Raw genomic sequence first — 19,932 nt, forward strand, 5'->3', positions numbered from 1 at the left:
CACGGAAATGTTTTACTCAAAGTTCGTTCTAAAAATAATTTAGTTACTGGCGATATTGTTTCTAAACGTGCCGATATTTTCTTTGATTATAATTTTCCAATTGATACAGGAATGGCCAATACAACTTTTCAATCGTTAAATAATTCAAGTTTTGAAAAAGACAATTCAATTTCGGTTTATCCAAATCCTGCAAATTCTATTGTAAATATTAAAGCAAATTCTAATTTAAAATCAATAGAATTATATGATGTTCAAGGTAGAATTTTACAAACAAAACTTGTAAATGTAACTAATGAAATAATTGATATTTCTAATCAATCTAACGGAATATATTTCTTAAAAATCACATCCGATGATGGAGTGAAAGTAGAACAAATTGTGAAAGAGTAAAGAATATTTTTTTAAAATTTTAACCTTAAAGTTTGATGACTTTAAGGTTTTTTTATTTTTATTAGAAAATAAATATAAAATATTTCTTACACATTAGTGTTGTTTGTCGTCGAATTCTCATTTTACACCATCGAATTCTCGATGTAACTTTATTATGTTAAAGTAATTTCTATTTTTACAATCCCTAAATCTTATGATGAATTCAAAATTAGTGATATGTGCTTTTCTATTAATTTCTTTGTTTGCCAATGCGCAAAACAAAGCAATTGATAGTTTGAATTCGTTACTCAAAACTTCTAAGAGCGAGATTAAAATAACGCAACTTCTAAATCAAATTGCCGACGAATACAAAATTATAAATCCGAAAGAGATGATTGACTATGCATCTAAAGCATTGCAATTGTCTCAAAAAAATAATTTTAAAATAGAAGAAGGCAACGCTTACCATCATATTGGTAATGCAAATGTTATTTTAGGAAATTATGAAACTGGTTTAGATAATTTTTTAAAAGAACAAACAATTTTTGAAAGTGAATTAAAAATTAAAACGTTAAAAAATCAAATTGATTTAAAAAACGGTTTAGCAAGAGCTTATGGAAGTATTGGTTTTATTTTTACAGAACAAGGCGATTATTTAAAAGCTTTACAAAATAATTTTAAAGCATTAAAGATTTTTGAAGAAACCAATTCTACTGAAAAAATATTAAAAATAAACAATAATATAGGTGTTATTTATAATACACAAGGAAAATATAGAAAAGCTTTGGTTTATTATGAAAAAGCTTTAAAAATTCAAAAAGAAAAAAATGATAAAAGTATTGGTATTACCACTACTAATATTGGGTTGTGTTATTTTTATCTAAAAAATAATTCTAAAGCATTAGAATACTATAAAATGTCAGAATATTATTTTGTAAAATTTCCAAATCCAAGAGGTTTGGGAGAATTGTACAATAATTATGGAACTTTTTACTTTGAAAGAAACGATGAAAAACTTGCCATAGAATATCTTACTAAAGCATTAAAAATATTTGAAAGTATAGAAGATAAATTTGGAAGCGCAGACACTTATGCTACTTTAGGATCAATTTATCTAAAACAAAATAAATATAATTTATCTATTACCAATATCAACAAATCTTTACAATTGGGTAAAGAAATTGGTGCATTATACAGAGTTCAAGATTCTGAAAAAGATTTAAGTACCATTTATGAAAAATTAAATAATACTACAGAAGCTTTAAAACATTATAAATTGTATACAAAGTTTAAAGATAGTATTACAAATACTGAAATTGCAAAAAACAGTATTAAAGCGGAATTAAATTTTGAATTTGATAGAAAACAAATACTTCAAAAAGCAGAACAAGAAAAGAAAGAAATATACATTGAAGCACAAAAAAGATCTGAAAAGATTAAAATTTTTGTTGGGGTTTTATTTTTATCATCTGTATCTGGAATTGCATTTTTAATTTACAAAAGACGTCAATTAAGAAAACGTTTAACACTAGAAAAAGAATTGGCAGTTTACGAGCAAAAGGCATTACACTTGCAAATGAATCCGCATTTTATTTTTAATTGCTTAGGTTCTATTTCTAGTTTTATTGTTCAAAATAGTACCGATGCCGCTATAAAATATTTAGCCAAATTTTCTAAATTAATGCGATTAACATTAGAATATTCTAAAGAAACACTAATTCCAATTGATAAAGAAATAGAAAGTTTACAAAACTATCTAGAGTTGGAACAACTTAGGTTTAATAATAAATTTGATTTTTCTATCAATAAAGCGCAAGATATAGATGATGATGTAGCATTACCGCCATTATTACTTCAACCTTTTGTAGAAAATTCTATAATTCATGGTTTAAATACTACTGTAAAAAATGGTAGTATAACTGTAGATTTTTCTATAAATGACGAAAGTTTAATTTGTATAATTAAAGATAACGGAATTGGAATAGATAAATCTAAAGAATCTAAAAAACAATTGGTTACAATGCATAAATCAATGGCGTTGAACATTACTAATAAACGTTTAGAAATGATGGAAACATCTACTACACAAAGAGCCAATGTAAAATTAGAAGAAATGAATGAAGATGGAGAAATTTTAGGAACTAAAGTAACTCTTGTTTTACCATTACAATATTCAAAATCATAAATAAATAAATAAAATGATTACCGCAGTAATAATAGATGACGATGTTAACTTAAGAAACGGAATGAAAGGTCTACTGGCTCTTTATGCTCCAGATATTAATATAATTGGAGAAGGAGAAAGTGTTGCAACTGGAATAGCTGTAATAAATAACCTAAAACCACAAGTAGTTTTTTTAGACATTCAAATGAATGATGGCACGGGTTTTGATATGCTTGAAAAGCTTTCAGAAATGAATGGAAAAATTACTTCTCATATTGTATTTATTACAGCTTATGAGCAATATGCAATTAAAGCATTTAGATTTAGTGCTTTAGATTTTTTATTGAAACCAGTTTCACCAGACGATTTAGAGAAAGTAATTGCTAAAATTAGAACGATTCTTGAAAAAGATGATGATTATTCTCATATAGATTTATTACTAGAAAATATTCGTAAAAAAGTTGACAATTTTAAACGAATAGCATTATCTAATTCTGATGGAATTCATTTATTAGACATTGTAGACATTATGCGTTGCGAAAGTGATGATAATTATACCAAGTTTTATGTAAAAAATAGAAAACCTATTTTAATATCTAAAACTTTAAAAGAATATGAAGAAATGTTAACAGAACATGGTTTTGCAAGAATACATCAATCGCACTTAATTAATTTGGCATATGTTAAATCGTATATAAAAAAAGATGGCGGATTTGTATTAATGAGAGATGACGTGCAATTACCAATATCACAACGAAAAAGAGAACAAATACAACTTATTTTAACAAGACAATTAAATTTAAATTAATAAATAAAGTCCCAATTTACAAACCCCAAACCTAATCATGATGAAAAAATTACTCTACTTAATCTTACTATTTTCTGGTGTTGCCAATGCAGCCGATATAGTTTTTACAGATCCAGCTTTTAAAGCAAAATTATTACAAGCCAGTACTGCAAATACTATTGCTAAAAATGCAGCTGGAGTTTCAATTGCAATAAATACTAATGGCGATAGTGAAATTTCTGAAGCAGAAGCATTACTTGTATATTATATTGATATTACAAATTCAAATATAATGTCCAATATTAATGGTATTAAATTTTTTACAAATTTAATTGATTTAAAATGTACTAATAACTCTATAGATAGTATAGATGTTTCTGGAATGATACATTTAACAAATTTAAATAGTTTTCAAAATACTCTAACATCATTAAATGTGGCTGGCTGTTCAGCATTAGTTACTTTAAATTGTAAGGGTAATTCGTTAACCACCATAGATGTTTCAACTTGTACGAGTTTACAAACTATTAATTGTAGTAATAATAATTTAGCTACAATATTTGCCAAAAATGGTCAAAATGAAAATATTATTTTAACAGGAGGCGGTAATAGTGGACTTCAATATATTTGTGCAGATGAAAGTCAAGTTGTTGCATTATCTACAGGCGTAACTTATCAGGTAAATTCTTTATGTACAATAACTCCAGGCGGAAATTATAGTATAATAAGTGGAACAATATCTTATGATAACGCATTAGAAGTAGGTATAGATTATAAATCGTATGTAAAAGTAATTTGCACAGTTGGTTCACAAGTAATTCAAACAATTTCTGATAATGATGGATTGTATCAAGTATATACTACAGCAACTACAGGAAATTATACTTTATCTCGTGGATTAGAAAATAATGATGCTTTTTTAAATACACCTTCAATAACAAATGATTTGTCTAATGTAATTAACAATAATGATTTTGTATTATATGCCAATTTAGCAAGTCAAGTGCCAGATTTAGAAGTTGTTGTTGCGCCAATTACACCAGCTTTACCAGGGCAAAATGCTACTTATGAAATAGTATATAAAAATAAAGGATCTAAAAAAGTTGATGGATTTATAGATTTTAATTTTGATAATTCTAAAATTTCTTATTTAAATTCAACAGCAACTGCTCCAATTATTACAACATCACAAGTTAGAAATTTATTTACTAATTTATTACCATTAGAAACAAGAAGCTTTGAAGTTACTTTAAATTTTAATCCAACTACTGCAACAAGTTTCTATACCATAGGACAAACTGCCAATCTTAGTGTAAATATTGTAGAAAATACTTCATTAGAATTAGCAACCACAATTGCAGATAATACTTTTTCTTATGATCAAATAGTACAAACCTACACACCCAATAATATTAAGTGTTTAGAAGGTAACTCTTTAGACGGATCATTAATTGGTGAATACTTACATTATGTTATTAATTTTGAAAATTCAGGAACAGCTGTTGTTAATAATGTAGTAGTAAAAAATACTTTTGATAGTGCAATATTTGATATGAATTCTATTCAAATTTTAAAAACATCACATCCATTAGATATAAAAATTGTTGACAATCAAGTAGATTATTTTTTTAACAACGCAGCGATAAGTCCTCCAGGTGGACATGGTGGAATTTTATTAAAAATAAGAACATTAAACAACATAGCTCCAGGGACTACAATAAGCAATAATGCTCAAATTTTCTTTGATTATGCAGCGCCAATTACAACTCCTACAGAAGCTACTGTAATTCAAGCATTAGGTGTAACTGAAAACAATGTTGACAGATCAATTAAAATTTATCCAAACCCAACTAATTCTATTATAAATGTTAACGGAGATTTTGCAATACAATCTGTAGAATTATTTGATGTTCAAGGTAGATTATTACAAACTAATTTACAAAATAGTAACACAGCTTTACTTGATATTTCAGAGAAATCTAACGGAATTTATTTTGTAAAAATTACAACAGAAAAAGGTATTAAAGTAGAAAAGATAATAAAAGAATAATAAGTTTAGTTTAAGTTTGAAAAGATTCTCAATTAGTTTTGAGAGTCTTTTTTTATGTACAATATTTTCAACTTTATAATAAAATTAACGAAAACGTTATATTATTTGTTTTTTATTTCCTTTAGAATTTGTTAGATTTGTTAAATTATTAATTTAGAAGATTTAATTACCAATTTATATTATGTCAAAAACTGCAATATTAGAATTTGATGGCAAGAAATATGAGTTTCCTTTAATAGAAGGAACTGAAAATGAGACTGCTATTGATATTAACAAATTAAGAGATATAACTGGAGCTATTACAATGGATCCAGGTTACAAAAATTCGGGTTCGTGTACGAGTAAAATAACGTTTCTAGATGGCGAAGAAGGAATTCTTCGTTACAGAGGATATTCTATAGAAGATTTGGCGGATAAAGCAGATTTTCTTGAAGTTTCTTATTTAGTTATTTTTGGAGAATTACCATCTAAAACACAATTAGCACAATTTGAAACAGACATAAGAAAATACACTTTGGTAAACGAAGAAATGAAAAACATTATTGATGGTTTTCCTAAAACTGCTCATCCAATGGGAGTTTTATCTTCGTTAACATCAGCATTAACTGCTTTTAATCCAAAAGTTGTAAATGTAGAGAATGAAGTAGAAATGTATGAAGCCATTTGTAAAACAATGGGTAAATTTTTAGTTCTTGCTACTTGGACATTTAGAAAATCATCTGGATTTCCATTAAATTATTATGATAATACAAAAGGTTACGTTGAAAATTTCTTGCATTTAATGTTTCAATTACCAACGTCACCTTACAAGGCTAATCCAACTGTAATAAATGCATTAGATAAATTATTTATTCTTCACGCAGATCATGAACAAAACTGTTCTACATCAACTGTAAGAATGGTTGGTTCTTCTCACGCAGGATTATTTGCTTCAATATCAGCTGGAGTTTCTGCACTTTGGGGTCCATTGCATGGTGGAGCAAACCAAGCAGTTTTAGAAATGCTAGAAGAAATTCAAAAAAATGGTGGCGATGCCGATAAATATTTGGCGAAAGCTAAAGATAAAGAAGATCCGTTTCGTTTAATGGGATTTGGTCATAGAGTTTACAAAAATTTTGATCCAAGAGCCAAAATTATTAAAAAAGCTGCCGATGAGGTTTTAAGAGAACTTGGTGTAAACGATCCAATTCTTGCTATTGCTAAGAAACTTGAAGAATCTGCATTAGTAGATGAATATTTTGTTTCTAGAAAATTATATCCAAATGTCGATTTTTATTCAGGTATAATTTATCGTGCACTAGGCATTCCTACCGATATGTTTACAGTACTTTTTGCAATAGGAAGACTTCCAGGTTGGATTGCACAATGGAAAGAAATGCGCGAAAATAAAGAACCAATTGGAAGACCAAGACAAATATATATGGGTTATCCATTACGAGATTTTGTTGCAAAGGAAAAACGATAATAATTAGAAATATGCTTCAAGAAATTGAAGCATATTTTATTTAAATACTAATGCTGCTTTTAATTTTTCAATTTCTAATGGTTTTAAAAAGAAATCATTAAAAAAGTGATTGTACTCTTCATTATCTTTCGCAGAAATATCAGCAGTAAGACCAAATATTGGAGTTTCTTTATTTAAGTTTTCGAGAGTTCTAATGTTTTTTGCTGCCTGATAACCATCTAAAATCGGCATGTGAATGTCCATTAAAATAAAATCATACTTTGAAAGAGTAGCTTTTTCTGTAGCTATTAAACCATTTACAGCGTGGTCAGTTTCAATTCCCCATTTTGATAATAATTTTTTGGCAATCATTGCGTTTATAGCATTGTCTTCTGCCAAAAGTATTTTTGTTCCAGAAATGTCTTCAATTAATTTTTCTTGATTTACTTGCTTTACAATTTGTACTTTATTTAGTTTTAAGTCAAACGAAAAAACAGAACCTTTGCCAAAAACACTTTCTATTTTAATTTCACTATCATGAAGTTCAATAATTTTTTTACAAATTGATAATCCTAATCCTGCGCCATCTTTTTTTCTGTTAATTCCATTTTTTAATTGTGAAAAGCTTTCAAAAATTTGTTCAAGATTTTCTTTTTCAATTCCAATTCCTGTATCGGAAACTTTAAATGAAACTAAATCAAATTCGTTGGATTGTTGTATAATTTTAACATCTAATATAACATTTCCTTTGTCTGTAAATTTTATAGCATTAGTCACTAAGTTTCCTAGAATTTGCGTAATCTTTGTTGCATCAATACTATAACAGTTATAAAGATTTTCATCAAGATTTAATTTAAAATCAATGCCATTTTCTTTAGCTTGAAATTGATAGGTTTTCCAAAAATTTTCTAGATATGTCTTAAAAATTACTGGCTGAAAATCCAAACTCATTTTGCCTAAATCAAGTTTAGTAAAATCTAAAATATCATTAATAATTTGCATTAAATGATGAGACGAAAATTTAAGTGAATCAATTAGTGTTTTATCTTCAATATGAGAGTTTTCACTTAGCATTGTAGCAATAGTAGTTACGGCATTAAGTGGAGTTCTAATTTCGTGACTCATTGTAGAAAGAAATTCTTGTCTAACTCTTGCCGCTTGTTCTATTTTGGTACTTTTTGTAATCAATATAGTTTTTTCTTGCTGATGCTCTGCTTCTTTTTGCATGGTTTGCATTCTAACAAGTAAATCATAATTCTCTATAATTTTAAAATTTTGTGCATTAAATATACTTTCTTTTTCAGTTAAATACAATTCAAGATGTCTAAGCGCTTGTTCTTCATTATTTTCAAATTTAAAAATGGAATATAATAGGTAAAGTGACTTAATTTTAATTAATGAAATATTAAAAAGGTAACATATTTCTAATCCTTTAGTAACAGTTTTTTTAGCCAAATCAATTTTGTTAGTTTCAAAGTATAATTTTGCTAACTTATTATAACCCATTGCTAAACCAAGAAGTTCACCCATTTTAGTATGAATATCTATAGATTCTAGAAAATCTTTCTCTGCCTTATCATATTTTTTTTGAAATAAGTTAACTTTTGCTCTTCCATAAATTGCAAACGCTAAACCTCTTGTATCTTCGGTTTTTTCTTTAATTGCAATAGATTTTTCAATTATCTCTAATGCTAAATCTACTTGATTATTTTTAATATAAATTCCAGAAAGATTATTGTAAGCATTAGATTCAAGATTTAAATCGTTTATTGTTTTGGCAGCTTTTATTGCATTTTTATGAGATATTGTGGCTTTATCATCATCTCCACAAAATCCGTATACTGTTCCTAACGATTTTTCGCATCTAGAAATATTGTGATAATCATTATGTTTTTTGTAAATAATTAATGCATCAATTAAAAACACTACACCCAATTGAAAATTATTGGTTCTGTAATAAAAACCTGCCATATTGTATTTAGCATCGGCAATACCTTTTTCATCTTTGAGTTTTTCAAATAGGGTTATGCATTTTTGAGACAAATTATAAGATTCATCATACTTACCAGTAATCATGTAATACAAAGAAAGTTGCGAGAGTGATTTTGCTTTTAAATCGTTTAAAGAAGATTTAACACACAGCGATAATGCAATATTCGTTAACGAAATACTTTTTTTAAGGTTATTAATCCTTACAGCATAAGATTCCTCTAAAAGAGAATTAATTTTGGTTCTAGTTTCTTGCATAACTTGGGGTTATGTGGCAAAAATACTAATTTTATTAAAATATTTCTTATTTTTTTTAATAATATTTTTTTATGTTCTTTATAATCAGGATTTAGTGTAACAATTTTTCAATGTAATTCTAAATTTATTTAAACTATAAATTTTTTTCAAATTCTCAATGATACACTACAAATTCTCGTTCAAAACCAACATATTCTAAATAAGTTAAAAAATTTAACATTAAAAATATATTTTCTTACAATTATTTTTATAATTTTAGAGAATAATCTTAAAAATTTATAAATTATGAAAACAAAAAATCTTTTTTTAATTCTGTTTGTTGTTATTTTTTCGAAATTCTCATGGTCACAACAAGACGGAAATCATGACAATGCTTATTCTAATACACAAGCATTAACAATTCAAAATGTTATTCATCCTACAGCAGGATCAATAGGTCAAGGAAGAATTACAAGTTCAATTCCTTTATCTAATGGAAAGATTTTAGTTGCTGGCAATTTTAATAATAGCTCTAATACTTTAAAACAAATTGCTTTAATTAGTGGAACAAATTCAACAATTCCCATATATGGATATTTTGATTATGTAATAAATAATAATGGTTCTCTTGGTGGTCAAATATATTCAATGTCTTCTATGCCAAATGGAAACGTTATTGCTTGTGGATATTATGATTTATATAATGGTCAACAAACACAACCACCGAGCTCCACATTTAGAAGAAATTTAGGTATGATAATGTTGAATAGTACGTTAGGTCTTGTTACAAATATAAATGGTAGTAGCAATCCTCCACAAGCTCCACCAGATTATCCAAGCTTCAATTTTAATGGATTATTAAGTTGGTATTCAATTTGTAGTAGTTTCTCCGTAATTGTTGATTCATCAAATAATGTTTATGTAGCAATGGAGAAATTTGATTTCTCAGATCCTAATGTTATAGAACCACCGGTTTTATTTACTAAAATTATTAAATTTAATAGTTTAGGAATTGTTGATACAACATTTTTTAATAATTCTCCAAATTTAGATAGCACAATTACTGATATAGAGTTTTTAAGTGATGGAAGCATAATAGCTACTGGACAAAAAACGTTAAATTTTAATGGAATTATGAAAATTAGTAGTAATGGAACACTTGATACTACATTTAACGCCAATATTGGTAACGGAATTATAGGTTCGCAGATAACAAGTGTGGAAATAGATTCAAACAATAAGATTTTTTTAATGGGTGACTTTACCCAATTTAATAATGTTGCTACCAACAATTATACTAAAATTAATGCTGATGGTACAAATTTGCCTTTAACTTCATTCAATTCTAATGATTTATCGATTAATAACATTTCTTTAAATATAATTAAAGGAGGAAATGTTAAAATGCAACCAGATGGAAAGGTTTTATTTACAAGAAAAGTTAGTAATACTTCATATAGCATAAGTAGAATTTTATCCAATGGAAATTTAGACAATTGTTTTGTTTCTGAAATTAGTGATGATTTTATAAATCATATTAGTATATCTAATATTGGTGGTAATTTTATTTATGCAAGTGGTGGTTTTCATAATTGGATTAGACAATCTGCACCAGTAGGTAATATTGCGGTTAATTCTCTAGTAAGACTTAAGAATGGAAATTCTCCAAGTTTAATTGCTACAAACGACACATTTACCTTAAATTGTCCAACTACTATTACGCCTTCAATTTTAACTAATGATACTTTGAATGGAAATGCAATTCCTGTACCATTAAATGGTTATACAATTACTCAAGTTGCACCATTTACTTCGGGTGTATTTTCTATAAACAATAATGGTATTGTAAGTTCATTACCTGATCAATACGGTACTTTTGTAATTTATTACCAATTACAATCGGTAAGTGGATGTGGTGAAGCAAGTAACGTTGCTACTATAACAATAATTATAAATCCAAGTCCACAACAACTAATAGTTACTAATGATGATATTAATATTTGTATTTCTCCAGGAACATCAAGTACTTATACTATTCAAAGTAATGATACTTTTGGTGGAGTATTAAATCCAAGTTTAAGTAATTTAACTATTGGACTTGTTAGCACTCAGAATACTGGAATTTCAATAAACCCTAATGGAACTATAAGAGTTGCTCAAGGAACACCAGCAGGTATATATAATTTACAATATAGATTATGTCAAAAATGTGTTGCAAATAAAAATTGTTCTTTAACATCAATTATAACAATAACCGTTAATGAACTGAAAGCTTTTACAGATTTTATTACAGCAGATACTTCAGGAGTTTTAAATCAATTAGCTAAAGAAGTAATATTTAATGACAGATTTAATTGTAATTTACTTGTACCTCTATCAATGTCTCAAATAATACTTACACCTATTAACACTAATGCAATTTCAATAAATTCAAGTACTGGAATAGTTACTATTGCATCTGGTTTATTACCGGGCCAATACTCAACTTCGTATACAATTTGTGAAGTTGGAAATTCATTAAATTGCTCTACTGGTATTGTTTCATTAACAATTTCAAATATTAGTCAAGGTATAAGAGCTAATAATATCATTAGAACTTCTAATTTGTATGGTGTTAATGATATAATTATTACAGGAGATTTTACTCAGTATAATGGATTATCAAGAAATAAAATTGCAAAGTTAAATAGTAATCTTTATCTTGATACATCTTCCTTTAATACAGGAGTCGGCGCAAACAATGCTATAAATACGGTATTTGTTGATGGTACTGATATTTATTTAGGAGGTGCTTTTACAAATTATAATGGATTATTAAAAAATAGAATAGTAAAGCTAAATTCTACTGGTTCATTATTAGCTTTTAATGGTTCTTACACTGCCGATGTATTCGATATTAAAAAAAGGAGTGATGGTAATTTAATTATTGTTGGTGGATTTGCAAAAGGAATTTCATGCTTAACAACAAGCGGTTCAGCTGTTGCAACTTTTATTCCTGGAACAGGTGCTAATAATGCGATATATGCTGTAGCAAAATATCCAGGTACAGATAATAGAATGATAATTGCAGGTAGGTTTACATCTTATAACGGAACAGTTGTTAATGGTATTGCTAGACTTAATGCAAATGGTACTATCGATGGAACTTTTAATGGTGGTGGTTTGAGATTCAATAATCCTGGTTTTATACCAAGTACTGGAAAATTTATAAATAAAATTTTAATAGATGGTAGTTCTATTTACGTTGTGGGAACTTTTACTAAATATAACACCTCAAATGTTAGCGGTATTGTAAAACTTTTAAATAATGGTGTAAATGATGGTGCAATAGACACCTCTTTTTCTAGTTCTGGTATAAATGTTTCATTATTAAATTCAGTTAATGACATTACAACTATACCAGGCGATTTATTAAATTTATATATAGGTGGTAATTTTACATCATACAATGGAAGTATATTAGGAAATAGTTCAAATCTTCTTAAAATAAGTAAAGCCAACGGTGCAAGAGATTTAAGTTTTTCTCCTTCAGGAAATAATTTTACTTTTCAAAACCCACCATCACCAACAGTAACAGGTTATTTATGTTCTACAACAATACTCTCTGATGGTAAAATTATAGCTACAGGTTATTTTAATCGTTATAATACTGACGAGTTAACTGTTAATTATATAACTAGATTAAAGTCAGACCAAGGAAATGGACAAGGTAAAGTTATGTCAAACGATAATGAAATTATTAATTCTATAACAATTTTTCCTAATCCTTCAACTGGTATTTTCTCAATCGATTTTAAAAATTTTGTAGGTGAGACAAGTTTGGCGGTTTACAATATGTTAGGACAAAAAGTTGTAGAAAAAGTGATAAATGATTTGTCAAATTATGAATTAGATTTATCAAGTTATGAAGCAGGAACTTATTTTTTACGAATTAATAATAACAATAATATAACAACTAAAACAATAATTAAAAACTAAATTATTTTAAATACTTTTAAGCAAAAGCTTCTCATAATCGAGAAGCTTTTTTATCTTTGTCCAAAGCCAAAAGTAATTTTATGCTACAATTAAATGTAAAAAACGAATCTTCACGGCTACGAGCAGTTGTGCTAGGTTCAGCAGTAAATAATGGTGTTACACCAACTGCAGACGAAGCTTATGATCCAAAATCGCTAGAACATATTCTTGCAGGAACTTATCCAATTGAAGAAGATATGATTCTAGAAATGGAAGCTTTTAATACAGTATTTGAAAAATATAAAGTAAAAGTTTTTCGTCCAGAAATGATAGAAAATTACAATCAAATATTCACAAGAGATATAGGTTTTGTTATTGATGATATTTTTATAAAAGCCAACATTCTTCCTGATAGAGAACGTGAATTAGATGCCATTCAATACGTTCTTGACCAAATAAATCCTGCTAAAGTGGTTCGTCCGCCAGAAGAAGTTCATATTGAAGGTGGCGATGTAATGTTGTGGAACAATTATATTTTTATAGGAACTTATAAAGGTTCAGATTATAAAGATTATATCACTGCTAGAACAAACATGGCTGGAGTGGAATATATTAGAAATTTATTTCCTCATAAAATTGTAAAAGAATTTGACCTAGTAAAATCTAAAATTGAAGCTAGAGACAATGCATTACATTTAGATTGTTGTTTTCAACCAGTTGGAAAAAATAAGGGAATTATCTACAAAAGTGGTTTTCGTGAAGAAGCAGATTATGTGTATTTGGTAAAATTATTTGGCAAAGAAAATCTTTTTCATATAACGCGAGATGAAATGTATAGTATGAATTCTAATGTTTTTTCAATTGATGAAAATGTTGTGGTTTCTGAAAAAAACTTTACAAGATTAAACAATTGGTTGCGTGAAAATGATTTTATTGTTGAAGAAATTCCGTATGCCGAGATTGCAAAACAAGAAGGATTATTAAGATGTTCAACTTTACCTTTGATTAGAGATTAATTTTATTTTGAACCCAAATAATTACTATATTTGATATTAAAATAGTTTAAAAATGGAAACTACAACTTTTAAAAAAGATATTATTGATTGGATTTCGCAACTGGAAGACAAAAAAATTTTAATGGAAATTGCAAGCATAAAACGAAATGCTACTTTTAATTTTGAAGAAGAATTTAAAAAAGGAATTCCATTAGAAGAAGCTAGACAAAAATCTATTGAAAAAATTAGAAGCTATTGGAAGAAATAAAAATATTTTTTTCAGATGAAGCAACTAGTTATCTTGACGATTTAGTTGAAATTTTATATAGAAAAGAATATTTTGGATTTATTGATAGTGCAGAATTCTATGTTTCGGATATTTATTATTTCATTAAAGAAAACATTAAAGATTTTCCTAGTAAAAAAACTCCAACTGAAATTAAAAATTTAGGAATAAATTATATTTTCTACAAAACAAATTCTAGAACAACTTGGTATATTTTCTTTGAAAAATCTAACTCAGATTATTTGATTACTTATATTATTAACAATCATTGCGAAGAAGTGAAGTGGTTATGAGTTATGCGTTGTGGGTTATGAGTTTAATTAGATTGTAAATAAAAAATATTATTTTTTGATGAAAAGTTATAAAGATTTAGATGTATATAAAATTGGATTAGAGTTGTTTTATATTGTGCATCCATCATCATTAAAATTACCCAAACACGAATTATACGAACTTGGAAGTCAAATAAGAAGATCTTCAGATTCTGTAGTTTCAAATATAGTTGAAGGATATGGTAGAAGAAGATATAAAGCTGATTTTATAAAGTTTTTAGTTTATTCGCATTCAAGTTGCTTAGAAACTATTGCTCATTTAGAAAAAATTTCAAAATTGTATCCTAATGTTTTTGAAAATATAGAAGATTTAATAAACAATTATGAAGGTTTAGGAGGAAAAATATTTAATTTTATAAAATATGTAGAAGAGAATTGGAAAAATTAATTCAATTTTAATTTTGAACACACACATAACCAAAAACTTATTTTGTAATTTAACTTTATTTTTAAATTGATAAATAATTAAAAACACATAACTCACAACCCAAAACCCACAACTAAAAAAATGAACCAAACAACCAATTCCATCTTAATGATTCGTCCAGTTGCGTTTAGAATGAACGAGCAAACTGCGGTAAACAATTATTACCAAAAAGTCCTTGACGGATTAACTCCAGAAACTGTTAATGCCAAAGCGCAAGAAGAATTTGATACGTTTGTAAACAAATTAAAAATGATTGGAGTAGATGTAAATGTTGTAAACGATACATTAAATCCAGACACACCAGATTCAATTTTTCCTAACAATTGGATCTCTTTTCACGAAAATGGTGATGTAGTTTTATATCCAATGTTTGCCGAAAACCGTCGTGCAGAAAGAAGAGAAGACATTCTTGATATTCTAGAAGAAAACGGATTTGAAATAAACGAAGGAATAATGGATTATACTGCTGCCGAAGAAGATGGTTTTTATCTTGAAGGTACAGGAAGTATAGTTCTTGACAGAGAAAACGGAAAAGCATATTGTGCACTTTCTCCAAGAGCAGACGAAGAATTGTTTATAGAATTTTGCGAAGATTTCGATTTAAATCCCATAATTTTTGAAGCATTTCAAACGGTGAACGGCGAACGAAAACTAATTTATCATACCAACGTAATGATGTGCATTGGTGATAGTTTTGCAGTAATTTGCGCCGATTGTATTGATGATAAAAAAGAGCGAAAAATGGTTCTTGACAGTCTAAAATCTGATGAAAAAGAAATTATACTAATCACAGAAGACCAAATGAATAATTTTGCAGGAAATATGCTAGAATTGCAAGGTTCAGATGAAAGACGTTATTTAATAATGAGTGCTTCTGCCCATAAAAGTCTAACTAAAAAGCAAATTGCACAATTAGAAGAACACATTACAATTTTAAGTTCAAGCTTAGACACAATTGAAGCATGTGGTGGCGGAAGCGCAAGATGTATGATGGCAGAAATTTTTCTTCCTAAAAACTAATAAACCTGAAAGGTAAAAAGCAAAAAGCAAATTCCAAATTCCAAAAAAATCTCAAATAATAAACTTCAATTTTCAAACTTTAGAACAAATAGTTTGAATTTTAGAAATTAAAAATTTAGAATTTATTTGGAATTTGGAATTTGATTTTTGGAATTTGTCATTTAAATTCTTCCACTTAGATTAGTATTTCAAAAACTCATAACCACCTTTTTCTGCACCCCAAACCTGCTTATCATTTTTATCATAACCTTGATCCCAAGACACAATAGAATTTGGTGTGACTGTAACAATTGACGAAGCATAACTTGCTCCACGAAGTTCACTTGGGCATGTTTTATTTCCAGTTGAGCCAGAAAAATTATTTTTTCCTATTCGTTTTAAAACTACGCCACAACCTTCTTTTTTGTCAATTTCATTTTCAGATAAATTGTCAAATGCTTCTGGAGTTTTCCATTTTCCAATCCAATCTTTTTCGTTTTTTATAGTATGAATTTCACTTATAAACTCGTTTTCATTTATCTGAGAAACTTTATAAATTCTTACTCTATAAGGTTTATCTTGTTTGCTAAACATAGCTTGCTCAACATATAGATAATTACCTTTTTCTTTCCAAATAGGAACCATTCTTAGTGAAATATTAAAATAAGTTGTATCTCTTTTAGAATGTTTTTCAGATGAATAATTACCTTTCATTATGGTTAACAATTCATTAAAGTTACTTTCACTTTTAGAAATACTACTAGAACTAGATTTGCAACTTATAATTAAAATAGATGTTACTACTAAAGTTATAATTTTTTTCATTTTGTAAATTGGTTAGCATTCAAAAGTACTGAAATTTTTAAATCATACAATAGTAATTTGAAACTTCCAAAAAGTTAACTTCCAAATCGTTTTAGAAAATTCCAAAACTCAATTCCCAAATCCCAAATAAATCTCAAACAACAATTTTTCAAATTTCAAACTTTACTGCTAGTTAGTTTGATTTTTTAAATTTTAAAAATTGGAATTTATTTGGAATTTGGGATTTGAAACTTGGAATTTATAATCTTCTATCTTCCATCTTTCATCTTCCAAACTTGTTACCTCGTATATCAAACCTCGTACCTTTATTTTATCGGTTCCGATTTCAAAATATTATCAATCATTCCGCCAAAAATAAAAAAATGAAATGGCACTAACGAATACCAATACAATCTTCCCAACAAACCTTTTGGTCTAAAAGTAGCAATTTGGTGCAACACATTATCTTCGTCAATTCTAAATTCTAGCCATGCTTCACCAGGTAATTTCATCTCTGCAAAAAGCAATAATCTTTTTTCTTCTTTATTGGCTAAAAGTACACGCCAAAAATCTAAAGCATCACCATTATCTAAATGTTTAGGATGTGTTCTTCCTCTTCTTGTGCCAACACCACCAACTAATTTATCAAGAAATCCTCTAGTTTTCCACATCCAATTTCCATAATACCAACCTCTGTCACCACCAATTGACCAAATATTATCCAAAGCACGTTCAACATCAACAACTTTTCTAGATTGATGGTCTTTTAAACATCCAAATTTCGGAATCTGAATAAATTCTGAAAAATCATGACCAAATCTTCCGCTACTCAAACTATCTTTCCAGCTAGAAACAACTAAGTTTTGTTCAATTTTTATGAAAGCTAGTTTTATTGCATCAACATAAGTTATTGGTTTGATACTTAACATTTTTTGAAGTCGATTGTCCTTGCAAACTACTTCCATCTTCATACTATTTACTAAGTTAATTGCCAATTTATAAGAAGTTGAAGTTACAAAATACAACCAATAAGAAGATAATTTTGGTGTCATAACAGGAATTGTATAAATCCAAAGTTTTACCTTTCTTGTTTTGGCATACAACAACATCATTTCTTTGTAGGTTATAACATTTGGTCCGCCAATATCAAACGATTCGTTATAACAATCTTCTCGCAGTAAAACTCCAGTTAAATACTGAATTACATCTCTAATTGCAATAGGTTGACACTTAGTTAAAACCCATTTTGGCGTAATCATTACTGGTAATTTCTCGCACAAATCTCTAATAATTTCAAATGACGAACTACCAGAACCAACTATAATTCCTGCTCGTAAAACAGTAGTTTTAAAATTACCTAAATATAAAATATCTTCAACATTTTTTCTAGATTGTAAATGTTTAGAAAGATGATCGTCGTTTACAATTCCGCTTAAATAAACAACTTGTTTTACGCCAATTTTATTCATATAAACGTTAAAATGCTCAGCTGCTTTAGATTCCATTGTATCAAAATCTGATGTAGATGAAGTCATCGAATGAATTAAATAATAAGCAACATCAATATGCATTGGTAAAGCATCTAAGTTCAATTCGTCAAGAAAATCTACTTCCCAAACTGTTACTGCTTCAAGCATCGCTTTGTCAAGTCCAAGCCGATTTTGGTCACGAACACAGCACACAACTTGATGACCTTGCGATAAAAGTTCGGGTAATAATCTACGTCCAACATAACCATTTGCACCAGTTAAAAGAATTCTCATAACTATATTTTTTTTAAATTTAAGCAATAAATCAATTCAACAGAAGTTAAATTCCTCTAATAATACTTAAAACAGAACTAATAATATATTGAATTCCAATAGCAATTGTCAAGAAACCAACAATTCTAGAAATTGCAACAATTCCAGACGAACCTAATATTCTAGATAAATAATGAGCACTTCTCAAAACTAAAAATATTGAAATCGCTATAAATAAAATGGCAACACAAGAAATTATAATATCTTTTGTACTGTGATGATCTTGATAATAAGCAATCAATAACGATATCGATCCTGGACCAGCAAGCATAGGAATTGCAAGAGGAGTTAAAGCAATTTCATTACGTTTTTGTGCATCAACTTCAACTTCTTTATTTACACCACGCGATTTATTAAACTTTTTATTAAGCAATGAAAAACCAGAATTGGCTATAATAATTCCACCAGCAATGCGAAGTGCATTAATTGTAATTCCAAAAAATGAAAGCACATATTGACCAACAAAATACGAAATAATTAAAATTAAAAATACGTCAATTGCAGTCCAAAGTGCCACTTTTGCTCGTTCGGCTTTGTTATAATCTTGAGTAAGTCCAACAAAAATTGGTACAGTTCCAATTGGGTTTAAAACTGAAAATAATGAGGCAAACAAATAAATAAATAATTCCATTTTTTTGTGTAAAATTAATGCAAGTTATACTGGTAAAGTTAAACTTAAAAACAACGTAATGTTAAAATACAACCTATAAATCCACAAAATTCCTTATTTTTGTGCTACGAAATTGCAACAAAAACTAATTTGTTGAAAACAAATTTCAAATAGAGCGATACCATAAATGACCTCTAAAAAATAACTTCAACATTTATGAAAAATAAAAAAACTTTAGTGCTTGGTGCTTCAACAAAGCCAGACAGATATGCTTTTAAAGCCATAACCGCACTTGTAGAAAAAGGACATTCTGTACTAGCAATTGGTCAAAATCAAGGCGAAGTTGCAGGCATTTCTATTAGAACTAAAAATATTCCGCTCGCAAACATTCACACCGTAACATTATATTTAAATCCTGCGCGCCAACGCGATTATTACAACTACATTGTAGAAACGCAACCAAAGCGAGTACTATTTAATCCAGGAACCGAAAATCCAGAGTTTTATCAACTTCTAGAATTAAATAAAATTAAGTATGAAGTTGCTTGCACGTTGGTTTTATTGGCTACAAATCAATATTAATGCTAAAAGAATATCAATATTTTGAAGCGAATGGCTTGCGCATTGCATCAATCCATTTTCCTGCTTTCATTCCAATCTTTCTTGTCTTGAACTTGTTT

The 19,932-nt window shown here is 27.9% G+C and carries 16 protein-coding genes; 12 read left to right on the forward strand and 4 right to left on the reverse strand.

What is annotated here, in order from left to right; all coding sequences use genetic code 11:
- From ACH2BC_RS07200 to ACH2BC_RS07220, 5 genes are all read left to right on the forward strand, one after another.
- On the forward strand, window positions 1–390 hold a 390-nt coding region (locus tag ACH2BC_RS07200), incomplete at its 5' end, for a T9SS type A sorting domain-containing protein (RefSeq protein WP_395053316.1).
- A 196-nt stretch (window positions 391–586) separates the two neighbouring features.
- Entirely contained in the window at window positions 587–2,554 is a 1,968-nt protein-coding gene (locus ACH2BC_RS07205; RefSeq protein ID WP_395053317.1) for a tetratricopeptide repeat protein, read from the forward strand.
- A gap of 13 nt (window positions 2,555–2,567) precedes the next feature.
- On the forward strand, window positions 2,568–3,341 hold the full coding sequence (locus ACH2BC_RS07210; RefSeq protein WP_395053318.1) for a LytR/AlgR family response regulator transcription factor: 774 nt from the start codon (window positions 2,568–2,570) through the stop codon (window positions 3,339–3,341).
- A 40-nt stretch (window positions 3,342–3,381) separates the two neighbouring features.
- The gene (locus tag ACH2BC_RS07215) at window positions 3,382–5,370 is read left to right on the forward strand and encodes a T9SS type A sorting domain-containing protein (protein WP_395053319.1); all 1,989 of its coding nucleotides are present in this window, start codon (window positions 3,382–3,384) and stop codon (window positions 5,368–5,370) included.
- 181 nt (window positions 5,371–5,551) lie between these two features.
- Window positions 5,552–6,835, forward strand: coding sequence for a citrate synthase (locus tag ACH2BC_RS07220; RefSeq protein ID WP_395053320.1), 1,284 nt, complete (start codon window positions 5,552–5,554; stop codon window positions 6,833–6,835).
- Window positions 6,836–6,871: 36 nt separating this feature from the next.
- Here the strand turns inward: ACH2BC_RS07220 and ACH2BC_RS07225 are convergent, their stop codons facing one another.
- Complete coding sequence (locus tag ACH2BC_RS07225) at window positions 6,872–9,061, reverse strand: ATP-binding protein (protein WP_395053321.1); 2,190 nt, start codon at window positions 9,059–9,061, stop codon at window positions 6,872–6,874.
- 285 nt (window positions 9,062–9,346) lie between these two features.
- On the opposite strand from ACH2BC_RS07225, the gene ACH2BC_RS07230 reads away from it, so the two are divergent.
- The 6 genes from ACH2BC_RS07230 (at window position 9,347) to ctlX (ending at window position 16,057) form a co-directional block, all read left to right on the forward strand.
- The gene (locus tag ACH2BC_RS07230; protein WP_395053322.1) at window positions 9,347–13,018 is read left to right on the forward strand and encodes a T9SS type A sorting domain-containing protein; all 3,672 of its coding nucleotides are present in this window, start codon (window positions 9,347–9,349) and stop codon (window positions 13,016–13,018) included.
- Window positions 13,019–13,098: 80 nt separating this feature from the next.
- The gene (locus ACH2BC_RS07235; RefSeq protein ID WP_395053323.1) at window positions 13,099–14,013 is read left to right on the forward strand and encodes a dimethylarginine dimethylaminohydrolase family protein; all 915 of its coding nucleotides are present in this window, start codon (window positions 13,099–13,101) and stop codon (window positions 14,011–14,013) included.
- 52 nt (window positions 14,014–14,065) lie between these two features.
- On the forward strand, window positions 14,066–14,260 hold the full coding sequence (locus ACH2BC_RS07240) for a hypothetical protein (RefSeq protein ID WP_395053324.1): 195 nt from the start codon (window positions 14,066–14,068) through the stop codon (window positions 14,258–14,260).
- Window positions 14,248–14,571 (forward strand): hypothetical protein, encoded by a 324-nt coding sequence (locus ACH2BC_RS07245; protein WP_395053325.1) that lies wholly within the window; start codon window positions 14,248–14,250, stop codon window positions 14,569–14,571. The genes ACH2BC_RS07240 and ACH2BC_RS07245 overlap by 13 nt, the downstream gene beginning before the upstream one ends.
- 58 nt (window positions 14,572–14,629) lie before the next feature.
- Window positions 14,630–14,998, forward strand: a complete 369-nt coding sequence (locus tag ACH2BC_RS07250) for a four helix bundle protein (protein WP_395053326.1) — start codon at window positions 14,630–14,632, stop codon at window positions 14,996–14,998.
- 120 nt (window positions 14,999–15,118) lie between these two features.
- A complete protein-coding gene (gene ctlX, locus ACH2BC_RS07255) occupies window positions 15,119–16,057 on the forward strand; it encodes a citrulline utilization hydrolase CtlX (RefSeq protein ID WP_395053327.1) in 939 nt (312 codons plus the stop codon).
- 180 nt (window positions 16,058–16,237) lie between these two features.
- Here ctlX and ACH2BC_RS07260 read toward each other — a convergent pair whose 3' ends face one another.
- From ACH2BC_RS07260 to ACH2BC_RS07270, 3 genes are all read right to left on the reverse strand, one after another.
- Entirely contained in the window at window positions 16,238–16,861 is a 624-nt protein-coding gene (locus ACH2BC_RS07260) for a chromophore lyase CpcT/CpeT (protein WP_395053328.1), read from the reverse strand.
- A gap of 305 nt (window positions 16,862–17,166) precedes the next feature.
- A complete protein-coding gene (locus ACH2BC_RS07265) occupies window positions 17,167–18,603 on the reverse strand; it encodes an SDR family oxidoreductase (RefSeq protein WP_395053329.1) in 1,437 nt (478 codons plus the stop codon).
- A gap of 46 nt (window positions 18,604–18,649) precedes the next feature.
- The gene (locus tag ACH2BC_RS07270; RefSeq protein ID WP_395053330.1) at window positions 18,650–19,273 is read right to left on the reverse strand and encodes a MarC family NAAT transporter; all 624 of its coding nucleotides are present in this window, start codon (window positions 19,271–19,273) and stop codon (window positions 18,650–18,652) included.
- Window positions 19,274–19,468: 195 nt separating this feature from the next.
- Here ACH2BC_RS07270 and ACH2BC_RS07275 point away from each other — a divergent pair, with 195 nt between their 5' ends.
- Window positions 19,469–19,834, forward strand: a complete 366-nt coding sequence (locus tag ACH2BC_RS07275) for a CoA-binding protein (protein ID WP_395053331.1) — start codon at window positions 19,469–19,471, stop codon at window positions 19,832–19,834.
- The last annotated feature ends 98 nt before the right edge of the window (window positions 19,835–19,932 follow it).

Source organism: Flavobacterium sp. (assembly GCF_043760115.1).
In the GTDB taxonomy this organism is placed as follows: domain Bacteria; phylum Bacteroidota; class Bacteroidia; order Flavobacteriales; family Flavobacteriaceae; genus Flavobacterium.